Source organism: Streptococcus sp. 27098_8_69, assembly GCF_041432445.1.
In the GTDB taxonomy this organism is placed as follows: Bacteria; Bacillota; Bacilli; order Lactobacillales; family Streptococcaceae; genus Streptococcus.
The window spans coordinates 1-14,049 of sequence record NZ_JAPVZO010000038.1 but is presented as its reverse complement, the minus strand read 5'-3'; the positions used below and the strand labels follow the sequence as shown (position 1 = coordinate 14,049).

Genomic DNA, 14,049 nt, shown 5'->3' with positions numbered 1-14,049 from the left:
AAGGCCTTATCGACTGCATCCTGAGTCTTGGCTGCTTCAATCGCTGCGATGGCTTGCTCGGACAACTCAACTAGTTTCTTCTTAGCTTCCTTATCATCACCTAGTTCCTTGCTCTTGTTTTGGATGGCCTCTGTCAGACTTGCCATAGCCTTATCATAGTTAGGCTCTTCTGGTTGGGCTGGTGTTTCTTCGACACCGTAGTTTTCTTCCTTATCAAGGATCGTTTGCAGAACTGTTGCTGTTTTCAGAACTTCTTGTGCATTTGCAGAACTTGCTGAAAGTTGTTCTGATAATTTGTCCAAGTTTGACTTGAAGGCTTGACGCGCCTCTGGAGTGTTCTTCAAGCTTGTTTGGTCAAATTTATCCAATTCATCCTTCCAGTTCTTCATAGCTTGAAGCAACTCTTCTTTGGTATAAAGAGCACTATCTTCTCCATGAGTGATAAACTGGTCAACTTGGATACCAATATTTTTCGTAGTATCATTACGTTTTGGATCCAATTGCAAGGTTACAGCATGCCAACCTTCTTCAAGTCCTGTCAAACGAACGAGAGTCTGATCACCTTGACGTGTGGCAGCTGTACCACTGAAGTACTTCTTACCGTTGTATTCAGACGCATTACCTAGGCCATCTTGATACTCGACTCTTCTACCGTCTAACGTCACCTTGTAGATACCATGACCTGGGTCTACAAAACCTTTAATTTCTAAACCTGTACCGTAGAAGTAGGCTGTTACACTAGCATTTTTCTTTTGCTCTTCTGTTAAACGACCAAATGACGCCCAAGACTCAGTGTTTTGGTATTTACCTGATGAATTGGTTTCATGGTGCCAACCTGGGCTATAGTCAAGTTGACTTGCCTGATCATCATGACTGACTTGATCTTTTTGAAGCAATTCAGCCTTCATTACTCGAACAGTTGCTTCAGTTGCAAATCCAAGCAAGGCATCGTCTGAAGCGCTAGTCATTTTCACTTTAAAGTCAAAGATTGAATCAGCTTGTTCAGTAAAGTCAATTGTCGGAATTGTCAAAGTCTTTTCTGTTTCACCATCTTGGAAGGTCAAATCAGCTGTTGTATCTTTATAAACCTTACCGTGAACCCCTGTTCCTGGCTCAGTCACAACATGAACTGTCGCAGCTCCCTTGCTACCACCAACACGTTTAATGGTTACAGTAACTGGTTGTCCTTTTTGAACTTCATAGGTTGTTTCTTTCAACTCAAACATACCTTTACCAGCATTATTGAGCGTATAGATACCTTCAGTTGCAATAGCTTTGCCAGTTTTGTTGACGAGTTTGATGGTGTGTTCACCTGGAGCCAAGTCATCTGTTTCATAAACTATCTGGCTACGTTTACGAGCTGCATTATTGGTTTGTACGTCTGCAACCTTTTGACCATCAACGTAAACCGACATTTCACCGTGGTTTGGATCCACTGTAGATACGACATAAGCCTTAGTTCCGTTGAAACGGTAAGTGACGCTTGCATCTTTTTGGTTAGTCCACATAGAAGTTCCGCGGATACCTTCAGATTCGTCATACCAAGTTGTATTTGCTTTATCTGCTGTTGTATTTGAATGGTAATCTAGTCCTAGAGGGTAACCATCTGTTTTCTCGATACTGCTTGGAGTTTTATAAACAGAGAAGTTTGTCAAAATAGGTGTTGCTTGCGCACCAGTAATAGTCACACGAATCTTTTGTGCTTCCACAGGTTGACCTTGGACGAGACGACGATAACCAACAGTCGAACCTTCTCCATATGGAACCCAGCGACCATTGAGCTCAACTTCAACCTTAAATCCAGAGATACGTTGACCTTTAGCAATATCTTCTTTTAGTTCGACTACGTCAAAGCGTCTCTTTTGACCGAGATCCACAGTAAATTCACCTGTCTTGGCATCATTTGACAATGCCCAACTAGTATCATCCTTACCATCGGTTAGGTTGCTTGCTTGGTACAAGTGATTCTTACGAGTAGAGCTTGCAGTAACTGTTGCGCCTTTAGCAAAATCAGTTGCATACATTTGATCCAAGGTTGCTCGGAATTCTTTCAAACGAGCGACGTCTGCATCTGCGAATTTACCTTCTTTATTTGGTGGAATGTTGAGTAGAAGTGGCGTTCCACGACCAACAGACTTGAAGTAGATATCCATCAAATCTTTGATTGATTTTGGTTGTTGATTGTCATGGTAGAACCAACCTGAACGGATAGAAACATCTGCTTCACCTACAGAGTACATATCACCATCTGGATCTCCGTGGTTGAGATAGTCATTCTTCACATCGTCAGTGATTTTAGCTTTCTTAACCTTATGCCAAACTGGATCTCCAGCGATACCACGTTCATTACCGATCCAACGGACACTTGTTGGTTGAGCAGAGAAGATAGCGATATCTCCTTCAGCTTCCTTGATGTACTTGAACCACTCGTCAAAGGTGTAGGTTACTTTTTGAGCTCCGCTACCACGCGCACCGTCCATCCAAACTTCGATGAATTTACCATTGTTACCGTATTTAGGATTTCCAAGGATTTCCTTGAGTTGGTTGAGATAGTATTCATTGTACTCTTTCTCAGTTGAAACATGATATTTAGGGTTATTAGCATCCCATGGTGATAGGTAAACACCCATATTCATGTCATACTTAGTCGCTGATTTAGAGATTTCTTCGAGAAGGTCTCCCTTACCATCTTTCCATGGACTAGCAGCAACCGTGTGGTCTGTATATTTAGATGGATAAATCACAAAACCGTCGTGGTGTTTTACAACCATGATTGTTCGTTTGAATCCGGCATCCTTCAAAGTCTTAATCCACTGGTCTGTATCAAGGTTAGTTGGGTTAAAGTTTTGAGGATTTTCTCTACCGTTCCCCCATTCAGAGTTGGTATAAGTATTCATACCATAGTGGATGAAGGCGGCCAATTCTTCCTTGTGGTAGTCCAATTGTGCCTTGCTTGGAAGTGGTCCATAAGCAGCAATTTCTGTTTCTTCATCTTTTGGATCAACGACTGGAGTGACTGGTGTTACTGGTTTTGGATCTTCAATCTTTTCGTATTCAAAAATAACTTGGTTCACTCCTTTGTGTTGGATGGTAGCTTCTTGGCTTGCATTTACTGCACGGTAGCCCGTGATTTCTTTAGCTTGGAATCTATGGACAAAGGAAACTTCATATTCTTTTCCTTCGTTGTTGTCCACAGTTGCAGGTGCCAATTCTTGATCTGTACCTTTCAAGCGGTAACGAAGGTCGAAGGAACCTTTATTGACTTTATAAACAACCTTGATAACGCGAGTTCCTGCAGGAGCCTTGCTCACAACGCTATAATCCTCTCCCCAGGCATCTTTTAGCTGTTTATTGACAGCTTTGCCATCAATTGATACAATCTCATATTTTTCTTTATTCTTCTTGAAGAAGTCAGTCTTTTCAATTTCTGTTTTATAGTTATAGTCGAACTGAGTTCCAACTTCTGTCTTTTCAACAAAAGTATCGTTTTCTTTGACTGGATTATCTTTCTGGTCTACGTGTTCGATAACAACTCGTCCATATTCAACACCTTCAAGAAGAGTTGCTACACCGCTTTCATCGAAAGAGTATTTATTTTCGCCAATAACTGCTGTCTTATTTCTGAGCATTTCTCCCTCTGGAGTGAAATAATAACGGCTACCGTTATCGCCTTGATACCAGCCTTTAACACCGTATTTATCAATGATGCCTTTAGCCCATGCTAGTTGTTCTGGAGATAGGACAAGACCTCCACCGAAACGGTCTTTTTCAGGAATGTTCATATTATCAACTGTACCACGTTGGTGAATACCGATAACTTTGCCATCACCGTTGATGATACCTCCACCTGAAAGACCTGATACAGAAGTCAAACGGTAAGTGACACCAACTGTTCCCTTATCATCATACTTTTCAGTACCTTTAACAACACCATCAGCCTTATACAATTGACCAGGTACGATTGGTTCTTTCAATTCTGGAGAAGTAGAATCTGTTGGGTAGCCGATCGTGCTAACTGGCTCACCAGGGTTATAGGTACGGTACTCAGCTAAAGGAGTAAAGGTTGCAGCCTTATTTGGGCTTGCAATCTGTACTGGAACTGGAGCCACAACCAAGGCTAGGTCATTTTTGTACCCTTCACCAAACTTCTCTTTATTCCAGAAATGGATGTCCTTTTCTTGGAACAAAACAGTTTTTCCTGAAGTTGGTAAAGAATTATTCTTAGCAGAATTTGAACCTACATTGTAATAGAACTTAGCAGTATCACCGCCTAAGATATTACCAGCATTGGTTTCGGCATCCTTCTTCAAGAAATTATGAGCCACTGTCAACATGATGTTTGGAGCCACAAAGATACCAGAACCTGAATTGAGGTAACGCTGAGTTCCACCACCTGCTAGAGGTGAACTGAAAATTGTATAAACCATCGCCGCTGATGTAGCTGGTTGACCTTCATAATTAATATGCTTAAGGTCTTGTCCGTCATTGATAATGGCTCTATTTTCTTTTTCGCTTTCAGATGGAGCCACTTCTGTAGGTTTCAAAATGCTCTTAGTCTCTACTTGTGGACTTTCTTTCTCTGAAACAATGGCTGAAGTATCCATTTTTTTCACTGGCGTATCAGGATAAGCTCGATCAGGAATTTCTTCAGGGAGTAAATCACCTGATTCTTCTACTGCATTTTCTGCAAGAGGAGCTGGTTTTTCAGCTACTTCTTTGGCAACTCCTGGAGTTTCCTTGCTTGTATCTGCCACTTCTTTTGCTTGACTATCCACTTCAAGTTTTGGTTCCGTAACGACTTCATTGGCCGCAACATTCCCAGATGCAAAAAAAGCAAGACCAACAGCTACAGAAGCAACACCGACAGTTAGCTTACGAATACTAAATATTCTACCTTTTTCTAAAAAATATTGTTTCATCAAATACTCCTACTATTCTAGAGCAGTCAGCTACTGCCCAAGCCCAGCTTTAGCTGGCGACATTTTTTGTTTGATTCCCTAGCTTAAAATTCTTTCTCTGAGCTATTTATTTTGAACAAATACAAGCTTTTAGAAATCGCTTACATTTTTTGAAAATAAAATAATGCTTCCATTAGCAAAAATTTTACCTAGAGTTTCTGCAGTATAATAAATATACTATATTATCTTGAAAAATGCAAGGGTTTCCAAAGTTTTAACTAGATTTTTACTGAATATTTTTGCTACTATTTAGCACCAAAAAATCCTAAATTGGCAAGGCCAACTTAGGATTGTTTTGTTTTGAAGTGATAGTATGCTCCAAGCATACCTGCAGTATTTTGATGATGCGCAAATTCTAATCTTGTTTTTTCCGCTAGACTTGGAACAAGCGCATTTTTTAGAGCTTTACGAATTTTTGGTTTCAAAATCGCTTCCTGCCCCATAATACCACCACCTAGTATAACAACCTCAGGATTGGCAACATAACAAATGTTAGCAAGACCTTTCCCAAGATAGTCTACCATGCGGTCAATCCCCTCCATACAGAGTTTGTTGCCTTCGGTTGCTTCCTTGAAAATTCGGCGACCATTCCACTGTTCTACCTCATCACCATGTGCATCAGCGACATACTTAACAAGTGCTGTCGTAGAGGCTAAATCTTGGAAGGCTCCATCTTGCATGTGCAAATAACCAACTTCACAGGCAGAATTACTAAAGCCATGGAAAACTTGGCCATCAATGATTAAGCAACCACCGATACCTGTTCCAATTGTCAAGCAAAGAGTAATACTTGCGCCCTTTCCAGATCCTGAGACAGCTTCTGCAAGTCCTGCGCAGTTGACATCATTTTCAATTTCACATGGGATTCCAAAGCTACTTTCAATTTCTTTTTTAAATTGAGTTCCGGCATAGTTTGGAATTTGTGGACCAGCATAGAAAATCTCACCCTTATCAGGGTCAACCATTCCCGCAGAGGAAATGGCGACACCTGACACAGGACCTTTTTCTAGATAGCTAGCTACGATATCTTTTGTTTTCTGTAAGATGTGTGGACCACCTTTATGAGCCTCAGTCGGAACTTCATGAGACTCCACAAGTTGTCCATCTTGGTCAATCAAACCGTATTTGATATTAGTTCCACCAATATCAATTGCAACGTAATTAGTCATAAAGCCTCCTATTGATTAGAGGAAACGCTCCTTAGTTTCACGAATCAATGCCGCAGCTGCTTCAACAACTGGACGATCTTCTTCGGTCACTGGTGTCAGTGGAGAACGAACTGATCCGATGTTAAGTCCTTCATTGATTTTCAAGACTTCTTTGATCACACCGTACATGTTTCCATGTGCAGCAGTCAATTTACCAATGATAGTGTTGATTGCATATTGCAATTCACGCGCTGTTTCTAAGTCTTTGTCTGCAATCAATTGGTTGAGTTTCAAGAAGAGTTCTGGCATAGCACCATAAGTACCACCGATACCAGCTTTTGCACCCATGAGACGTCCACCTAGGAATTGTTCATCTGGACCGTTAAAGACGATATGATCATCACCACCAAGACTAACAAAAGTTTGGATATCTTGAACTGGCATTGAAGAGTTTTTAACACCGATAACACGTGGGTTCTTCAACATTTCTGTGTAAAGACTTGGAGTCAAAGCAACACCTGCCAATTGAGGAATGTTGTAGATAACGTAGTCTGTGTTTGGTGCTGCTGCACTGATGTCGTTCCAGTATTTCGCAACTGAGTACTCAGGCAAACGGAAGTAAATTGGTGGGATTGTTGCGATAGCATCAACACCCAAGCTTTCTGCATGACGAGCAAGTTCGATACTGTCTTTAGTATTGTTGCAAGCCACGTGAGCAATAATGGTCAATTTACCTTTAGCAACTGCCATGACTTCTTCCAAGATCAATTTGCGGTCTTCTACGCTTTGGTAGATACATTCACCTGAAGAACCATTGACATAAAGTCCTTGAACACCTTTATCAATAAAGTATTGCACCAAAGCACGAGTACGTTCTGGGCTTACTTCGCCCGCATCATCATAACATGCGTAGAAGGCAGGAATGACGCCTTCATATTTTTTTAAATCTGACATAGATTTCTCCTAAGATTTCTTTTTATCTGCTCTGGGCAGATGATTTTTTACTATTTTAGTATACACCTTGTGAAAAGCGCTTTCAATACATCTTAGCCACTTAGATTTTAATTTCTATTCATCTCTCGTAGCTTTTCATGTTTGAAAGTAGTTTCATATCATTTTCAATCTGCTTGATATTTAGCAAACAATTTTTCCATTAATCCAGCTTGGCAAAAAGCAAGAAGGCCAAAGCCAAAAAGTAGAAATGCTGAACCACCAAGTACTAGAGTAAAGCCTGATAGATAGAGAAGCATCATGATTAATAAAATAATCGCAAGCATCAAGAAGAACCACACGAAGTTAAAGCTTACCAAGAGCAAGCCCTTTTGAAGAACTTCTTTCCAAGTTAAGTCATAGCGTGCAGCAATTGGATAGCTAGCCAACATAACTAGGGTTAAAAATATCAGAATTCCCAAGCAAATGGCCTTAATTAGCTGGAAGCCTAGGCTGGTTTGCCCCCAGAATAGTGATAAGTCAACCACACTAATCAGAAAAATCCCTAATTCCAACAAACCTAACTGGAGGCCTAATTTCAAATTTTGCTTAAAGGCTCTCATATAAGTTTTAAAAACAGGAACACGACGACTACCCTTAACTTCGAAGATTGTCTGATAGAGACTGATCTTCGCTACTCCGATCGTCACAATAGGCAAACAAGATACAACAAAGAGTAGGTTAACCGTCACGATATCTAACACTTTCTCACAAAAACGCATCAGAAAGTTATCCGTATCAAATGCCGCTTTTATCAATCCAGATCCTTTATGTGCCATTGTTTGCTCCTCCTAACTTGACTAATCGATTAAAATTTTAAATAAGTATTTGCGAACTTTATCTTCCATACCTGCATAGCCATTAGGCTGATGAGGTTCACCTGGGAAAAAGACTGCAAAATTGTGATAACCCAACAAGAGTGGGTATTGTTCATGACAATGGACAAAGCCAATATCACTGGCTTCATCAAAGGCTACAGCCTCATCTTTAACGCGAGAACCATAGCTAGAGTACTCATGTCCTTCAACTAACAAATGCAAATCTGCATAGTTTTTATGATGCTCAAAGCGATCATTTTCTTCTTTGTTGAGAACATTTTCCTGTACAACCAAGAAAACCTTATCTCCATCAATCTCGTATTTGCCTAATTCAAAACTATCTTTACGATGCTCATAGAGATAATCAATAGCCTTATCTAGATTAGGATGAATTCCTTTGTAAAAGCTAATGTTTTTTAAATCATCAAAAATCATAGTAATTTCCTTTACCTGATTGTTACCTTCAGACATAAGATGTCTAGCCAGTAAGTTTATAAGTGTCTAACAAAACTTCATGAAGTAAGCAACTCCTCTCCATTTTGTAGACACTTATATATCCTGTATTCTCTTAGTCTATCAACTATACTGCTGCATACTGATAAACAATTTGTACTATATTCAATTTTCGCAGAGTACTATCCTTTGACAGCTCCCATAGTAATCCCTTGAGTGAAGGATTTTTGGAAGACAAGGAAGACTGTTACGATTGGCACAGCTGCAAGGGCAGCCCCTGCCATGATCAAACCATAGTTGGTTGCCATCTCGGCCTGCATAGTCGCAACACCGAGCGAGATGGTCAAGTTTTGACGTGAAGTCAACATTACCAATTGCATGAAGTAGTCATTCCAAGTATTGATGAAGGTAAAGATTGCAAGAGCTGCAAATCCTGGCTTCACAATAGGGAAGGCTACGCTCCAGAAAGTACGAATCTCACCGCATCCATCGATTTTAGCAGATTCGAGCAATTCTGTAGGAATGTTTTCACTGAACTGTTTCATGAGGAAGACCCCGAATGGCCATCCGATTAAAGGCAAGATAACTGCCCAAAGAGTGTCATGGATTCCCATGAAGTTGACGATACGTACCAATGGTACAAGGACAACTTGTTTTGGAAGAGCCATGGCAGCGATAAAGATTGCAAATAGAATGCGTTGACCATAGAAACGTTTCTTAGCCAATACATAACCTGCTAGTGAAGAGGTTGCACAAACCAAGAACATCGTTACTAAAGAAATGAAGACTGAATTCCACATCCATTGCAAGGCTGGGTTTTGCACCATCAATTGTTGGAAGTTCTCCATTGTTGGAGCTTTAGGGAACCATTGTGGTGGAATCATAATGGTATCTGGTTGTGATTTGAATGCACCTGTCAAGATCCAGTAGAATGGGAAGATAAACAGTACAGTCAACAAGAGCAAAATGATTGTTGAAATAACAGTAAAGGCTGTTAATGGTTTCTTTTGTTGTGTAGGTTGCATAGCTGTCTCCTTTCCTTAGTATTCTACATCGTTTCCGAGGATCTTGAATTGAGCGAAGCTGACAAGGGCAATCATAACTGCCAAGAATACACCAATAGTATTGGCATAGCCATATTCAGTCAATTGGAAGGCTTTTTCGTAGAGGTAGTACATAAGTGTACTTGTTGAGTAGTTTGGACCACCAGATGTCAACAATTGAATCAAGGCGAAACATTGGAATGAGTTGATGGTTGTAATGATTGCGATATAAAGTGTTGTTGGAAGAAGGCTTGGCCATTTAATCTTCCAGAATACTTGAAATTCAGTCGCACCGTCAACACGAGCTGCTTCTACAAGTGAATTATCAATATTACCCATTGCAGCGATGTAAAGAATGATTGGTTGACCAACTGATGTTGTCAAAAGGATAATCATAATCGCCATCAAAGCCCAGTTTTTATCTCCCAACCAAGAAATGTTTTGGCTGATGATGTGGCTTGACTTAAGCACGAAGTTCAAAATACCTGATAGTGGATCGTAGATCCATTTCCATACTACTGTTACAGCAACACTACCTGTTACTACAGGAAGGAAGAAGACGAAACGGTAGAAAGATCTAGCGATGGCATTTTGTTGGTAAGTTTGTGATGCTACAAAGAGCGAGAAGAGTACAACGACTGGTACAGACCCAATAACCAAGATTACGGTATTAATCAAAGATTTTGTAAAGACAGGGTCTTTAAACATACGGATGTAGTTGTCCAAGCCCACAAACTCAAAGCTAGTCATCGAATAGTTGAAGAAACTAGTGATGAAGCCCATGATCATTGGAGCTAAAACGAAGACGGTAAAGAAGATTAATACTGGTGCTAGGAATGCGTAGGAAATAATAGTTTCCCGCATGCGAATTTTATTGATTTTCACAGTCGGCACCTCACTTTCACATAGTTTTGTTTTTTTGACTGTTATCTGACCCTGATCTAAAATCAAAATGAAATTTTTCTAAGATTCGTCAATGTAAAAACTTCATTTTAATTTTGACCTGTCAGTTGCTTCTATTTCAAACAAAAGCCCCCCTTTTCATACACAGATGTGCTCAGGGAAAAGGGGGGATTTCAGTTTTTATTTAGGGCTTATTATTTAGCTGCTTTTTTGATTGTTTCGTTCGCTTTTTCAGTGAATGCTTTCAAAGCTGCAGCAGGTTGTTCGTCACCATTTGATACAGCTTGCAACATTGGGAACCAAAGTGTTCTCATTTCAGCAAATCCGTCGATTGTGTTGTAGTATGGTGAGTAGTATTGAGTCCAACTACCGATTGTTTCCATACGTTTGTCATCATAAAGTTTTCCAAATGAAGTACGAACTGGGAATGCACCTGTACGAACTACGTCTTTAGGACCCCATTCTTTGTCATCTGCGATGAATTGGATGAATTTCTTAGCTGCTGCGACTTTCTTTTCGTCTTTGTTGTTAAATACTGCAAATCCGTTTACAAGGTATTCAAGAGCTGGTTTACCTGAATCAGATGGGAATGGTACTTCTACCACTTCAACTTTACTTGATTCCAAAAGTTTAGCTTGGATACCATTTTGAGCTGGTGCCCAAAGGATTGTGTAAGAAGTTTGACCGTTTGCAAAGTTTTGGATGTCTGCTCCACCGTCAAATTGTGAACCGTTGTTCAACAAACCATCTTTGATCCAGCTTGATGCTTTTTCAAGACCTTTAACGAATTTAGGATCGTCAGTTGTATATTTAGTTACTTCTTTATCAGTTACAGAACCGCCATAAAGGTTAGCGATGAAGGCGCGTGTTCCTTGGTCTCCCCCTTGACCTGAACTGAACAATGAACCTGGAGTGTATCCTTTATCTTTAAGTGCTTTCAAGACTTTTTCAAAATCATCAGTTGTCCAACCTTCTTTAACAAGGTTAGCTACACCAGCATCTTCCAACATTTTCTTGTTCATAGCCATGTAGAATGGTGCAGAACTGATTGGATACATGTATGCTTTGTCACCAGCTTTACTTGCTTGTACGATGTTTTCGTTGTTAACATCTTTCACAAATTCATCTGTAAAGAGGTCATTCAACTCAGCCAATTTACCATTTTTACCGTAATTGATGATACGACCTGGTGCATCGAAAAGTACATCTGGAGCTGTACCAGCTTCGATAGCTGTTGTGATTTTTTCTGGTCCAGATTTGAAGTCGATTGTTTCTAATTTAACTTTGATATCTGGATTTGCTTTTTCGAAAGCTTCGATGATAGATTTTTCATAAGTTCCAACACCGTCACCAGATTTTTCTTGAGTAAATACCGGGAATGCCCACCAAGTAATTTCTGTTGTTGCTGCTGCATCGCCTGATTTGGCAGCATCTTTGTTAGCGTCTGATTTGCCACAAGCAGCAAGTGATAGAACCGCAGCACCCGCAAGTACTGTACAAGCTAGTTTTCTAAATTTCATTTGTATTCTCCTAATTGATAAGCGTATCCATATTGGATAATGAGCAATGTCGACTTTGTATACGTTTTCATTTTTTCCTACTAATCAACCACTCTCCTCGTTTTTTATATTATGTTATTTAAGACCGGCAACGAAGCGTTCCGTAATCTCTTTTGGTCTAGTAATAGCGCCACCAACTACGATACCTCGCACTCCGTAACCTAGGATTTGCTTAGCTTGTTCTGGTGTGTGAATTTTTCCTTCAGCGATGACGTCCACTCCTGCATCACAGAGTTTCTTGATGAGTTCAAAGTCTGGACCATCCACTTTTGGACTGTAAGAAGTGTAACCTGACAAGGTTGTTCCGACAAAGTCAATTCCCGCTTCAACTGCTGTTAGACCTTCCTCAAAGGTACTTGTGTCAGCCATCAAGAGTTGATTTGGATATTTTTCTTTGATCTGACGGATAAATTCTTGGATCTCCAAGCCATCATGACGTTCACGTTTGGTACAGTCCAGAGCAATGACTTCGATGTCAAGAGCTGCTAGTTCATCTACCTCTCTCATAGTCGCTGTGATGAATGGTTCCTGTGGTGGATAATCACGTTTAATAATTCCGATAATCGGAAGTTTAGTGACCTCTTTAATTTCCTTGATATCTCGAACACTGTTTGCTCGGATACCGACTGCACCACCTTGTTCAGCTGCTTTTACCAACAAGGGGATTACTCCTCCCGCTTCTGTGTAGAGCGGTTCATGAGGAAGTGCCTGACAAGAAACGATGATTCCATCTTTGATTTGTTCAATCAAGGCTTCTTTACTAATTTGTGGCATCTACTTTCCTCCTTTTCTTTTCCTTTGTGTTTATGTGACTATTATAGCTTATTATTAAAGCGCTTTCAATAACTTGTGCTAGAATAGATTGGAGTTTCAAAACAATTTTATGCAACAGTTTCTTCTGAAAGTAGTTTCAGGGACCTAAAATCTATCCCAACACTTCTTAAATCTTGAAACCAGCCCTTTTTCTCGCAAACATGAAAGAAAAAGGCCGTAACTAATTTTCGTTACGACCCTTTCTAACTAATACTCTTCGAAAATCAAATTCAAACCACGTCAGCGTCCCCTTGCCGTACTCAAGTACAGCCTGCGGCTAGCTTCCTAGTTTGCTCTTTGATTTTCATTGAGTATAAGATTTAGTTTCACTAAGGAAACCTTCACTTTCAACGATTTGACTAAGCTTCTTTTCTCTTCCCCAAAGCAAACATACCTAGGAGCATTCCTACAAGTCCTAGAGAGGCAAGAGGAGCAAGATCTTCACTTCCTGTTTCAGGAAGAAGTTGCTGACGAGCAGCAGGGGCTTGATAAGTTTTATCTTGTGCCATAGCTTGAACCACAATTGACTGTTCTCCCTTATACTCTGAGACCTCATGGATAGCAGCTTCTAGCCCATTAACACCACCTGTGTACTCTGGAACTTCTAACTTAGCAGATTCCACTCCATTGACACCACCTGTGTACTCTGGAACTTCTAACTTAGCAGATTCTACTCCATTTACACCACCTGTATACTCTGGAACTTCTAACTTAGCAGATTCTACTCCATTTACACCACTTGTATACTCTGGTGCTTCTAACTTAGCAGATTCTACTGCATTGACGCCACCTGTGTATTCTGGAACTTCTAACTTAGCAGCCTCTACTCCATTGACGCCACCTGTGTACTCTGGAACTTCTAACTTAGCAGCCTCTACTCCATTGACGCCACCTGTGTACTCTGGAACTTCTAACTTAGCAGATTCTACTCCATTTACACCACTTGTATATTCTGGCACCTCTAACTTAGCGGATTCCACTGCATTGACACCACCTGTGTATTCTGGAGAATCTAACTTAGCGGATTCCACTGCATTGACACCACCTGTGTATTCTGGAGCTTCTAACTTAGCGGATTCTACTGCATTCACACCGCCTGTATATTCTGGCACCTCTAGCTTAGCGGATTCTACTGCATTCACACCGCCTGCGTACTCTGTACTTTCTGCCTTAGCTCCTTCTTCGCCATTGACACCACCTTCAAAGGTTGAAGTGTCTGACTTAGCGGACTCTACTCCATTCACACCGCCTTCGAACTCTGGACTCTCTGACTTAGCTCCTTCTTCGCCATTGACACCACCTTCAAAGGTTGAAGTGTCTGACTTAGCGGACTCTACTCCATTCACACCGCCTTCGAACTCTGA

Annotated in this window: 10 protein-coding genes; all 10 read right to left on the bottom strand. The window is 40.5% G+C overall.

Annotation, left to right across the window (positions count from 1 at the left end):
• Positions 1 to 4,919: alpha-L-fucosidase (locus O3658_RS10190; protein ID WP_371561372.1), on the bottom strand; the 4,919-nt coding region annotated here is incomplete at its 3' end.
• 323 nt (positions 4,920 to 5,242) lie between these two features.
• Entirely contained in the window at positions 5,243 to 6,127 is an 885-nt protein-coding gene (locus O3658_RS10185) for an ROK family protein (RefSeq protein ID WP_371561369.1), read from the bottom strand.
• Between the two features lie 15 nt (positions 6,128 to 6,142).
• Complete coding sequence (locus O3658_RS10180; RefSeq protein WP_371561366.1) at positions 6,143 to 7,060, bottom strand: dihydrodipicolinate synthase family protein; 918 nt, start codon at positions 7,058 to 7,060, stop codon at positions 6,143 to 6,145.
• A gap of 164 nt (positions 7,061 to 7,224) precedes the next feature.
• Complete coding sequence (locus tag O3658_RS10175; RefSeq protein ID WP_371561363.1) at positions 7,225 to 7,875, bottom strand: DUF624 domain-containing protein; 651 nt, start codon at positions 7,873 to 7,875, stop codon at positions 7,225 to 7,227.
• Between the two features lie 21 nt (positions 7,876 to 7,896).
• Entirely contained in the window at positions 7,897 to 8,349 is a 453-nt protein-coding gene (locus tag O3658_RS10170; RefSeq protein ID WP_371561377.1) for a YhcH/YjgK/YiaL family protein, read from the bottom strand.
• A gap of 200 nt (positions 8,350 to 8,549) precedes the next feature.
• Positions 8,550 to 9,392, bottom strand: a complete 843-nt coding sequence (locus tag O3658_RS10165; RefSeq protein WP_001183246.1) for a carbohydrate ABC transporter permease — start codon at positions 9,390 to 9,392, stop codon at positions 8,550 to 8,552.
• Between the two features lie 15 nt (positions 9,393 to 9,407).
• Entirely contained in the window at positions 9,408 to 10,274 is an 867-nt protein-coding gene (locus O3658_RS10160; protein WP_075227343.1) for a carbohydrate ABC transporter permease, read from the bottom strand.
• Between the two features lie 233 nt (positions 10,275 to 10,507).
• Positions 10,508 to 11,833, bottom strand: coding sequence for an ABC transporter substrate-binding protein (locus tag O3658_RS10155; protein WP_371561359.1), 1,326 nt, complete (start codon positions 11,831 to 11,833; stop codon positions 10,508 to 10,510).
• Positions 11,834 to 11,947: 114 nt separating this feature from the next.
• Positions 11,948 to 12,646: an N-acetylmannosamine-6-phosphate 2-epimerase gene (locus tag O3658_RS10150; RefSeq protein WP_001135656.1), complete on the bottom strand. Its 699-nt coding sequence runs from the start codon at positions 12,644 to 12,646 to the stop codon at positions 11,948 to 11,950.
• Between the two features lie 398 nt (positions 12,647 to 13,044).
• On the bottom strand, positions 13,045 to 14,049 hold a 1,005-nt coding region (locus O3658_RS10145; RefSeq protein WP_371561355.1), incomplete at its 5' end, for an SIALI-17 repeat-containing surface protein.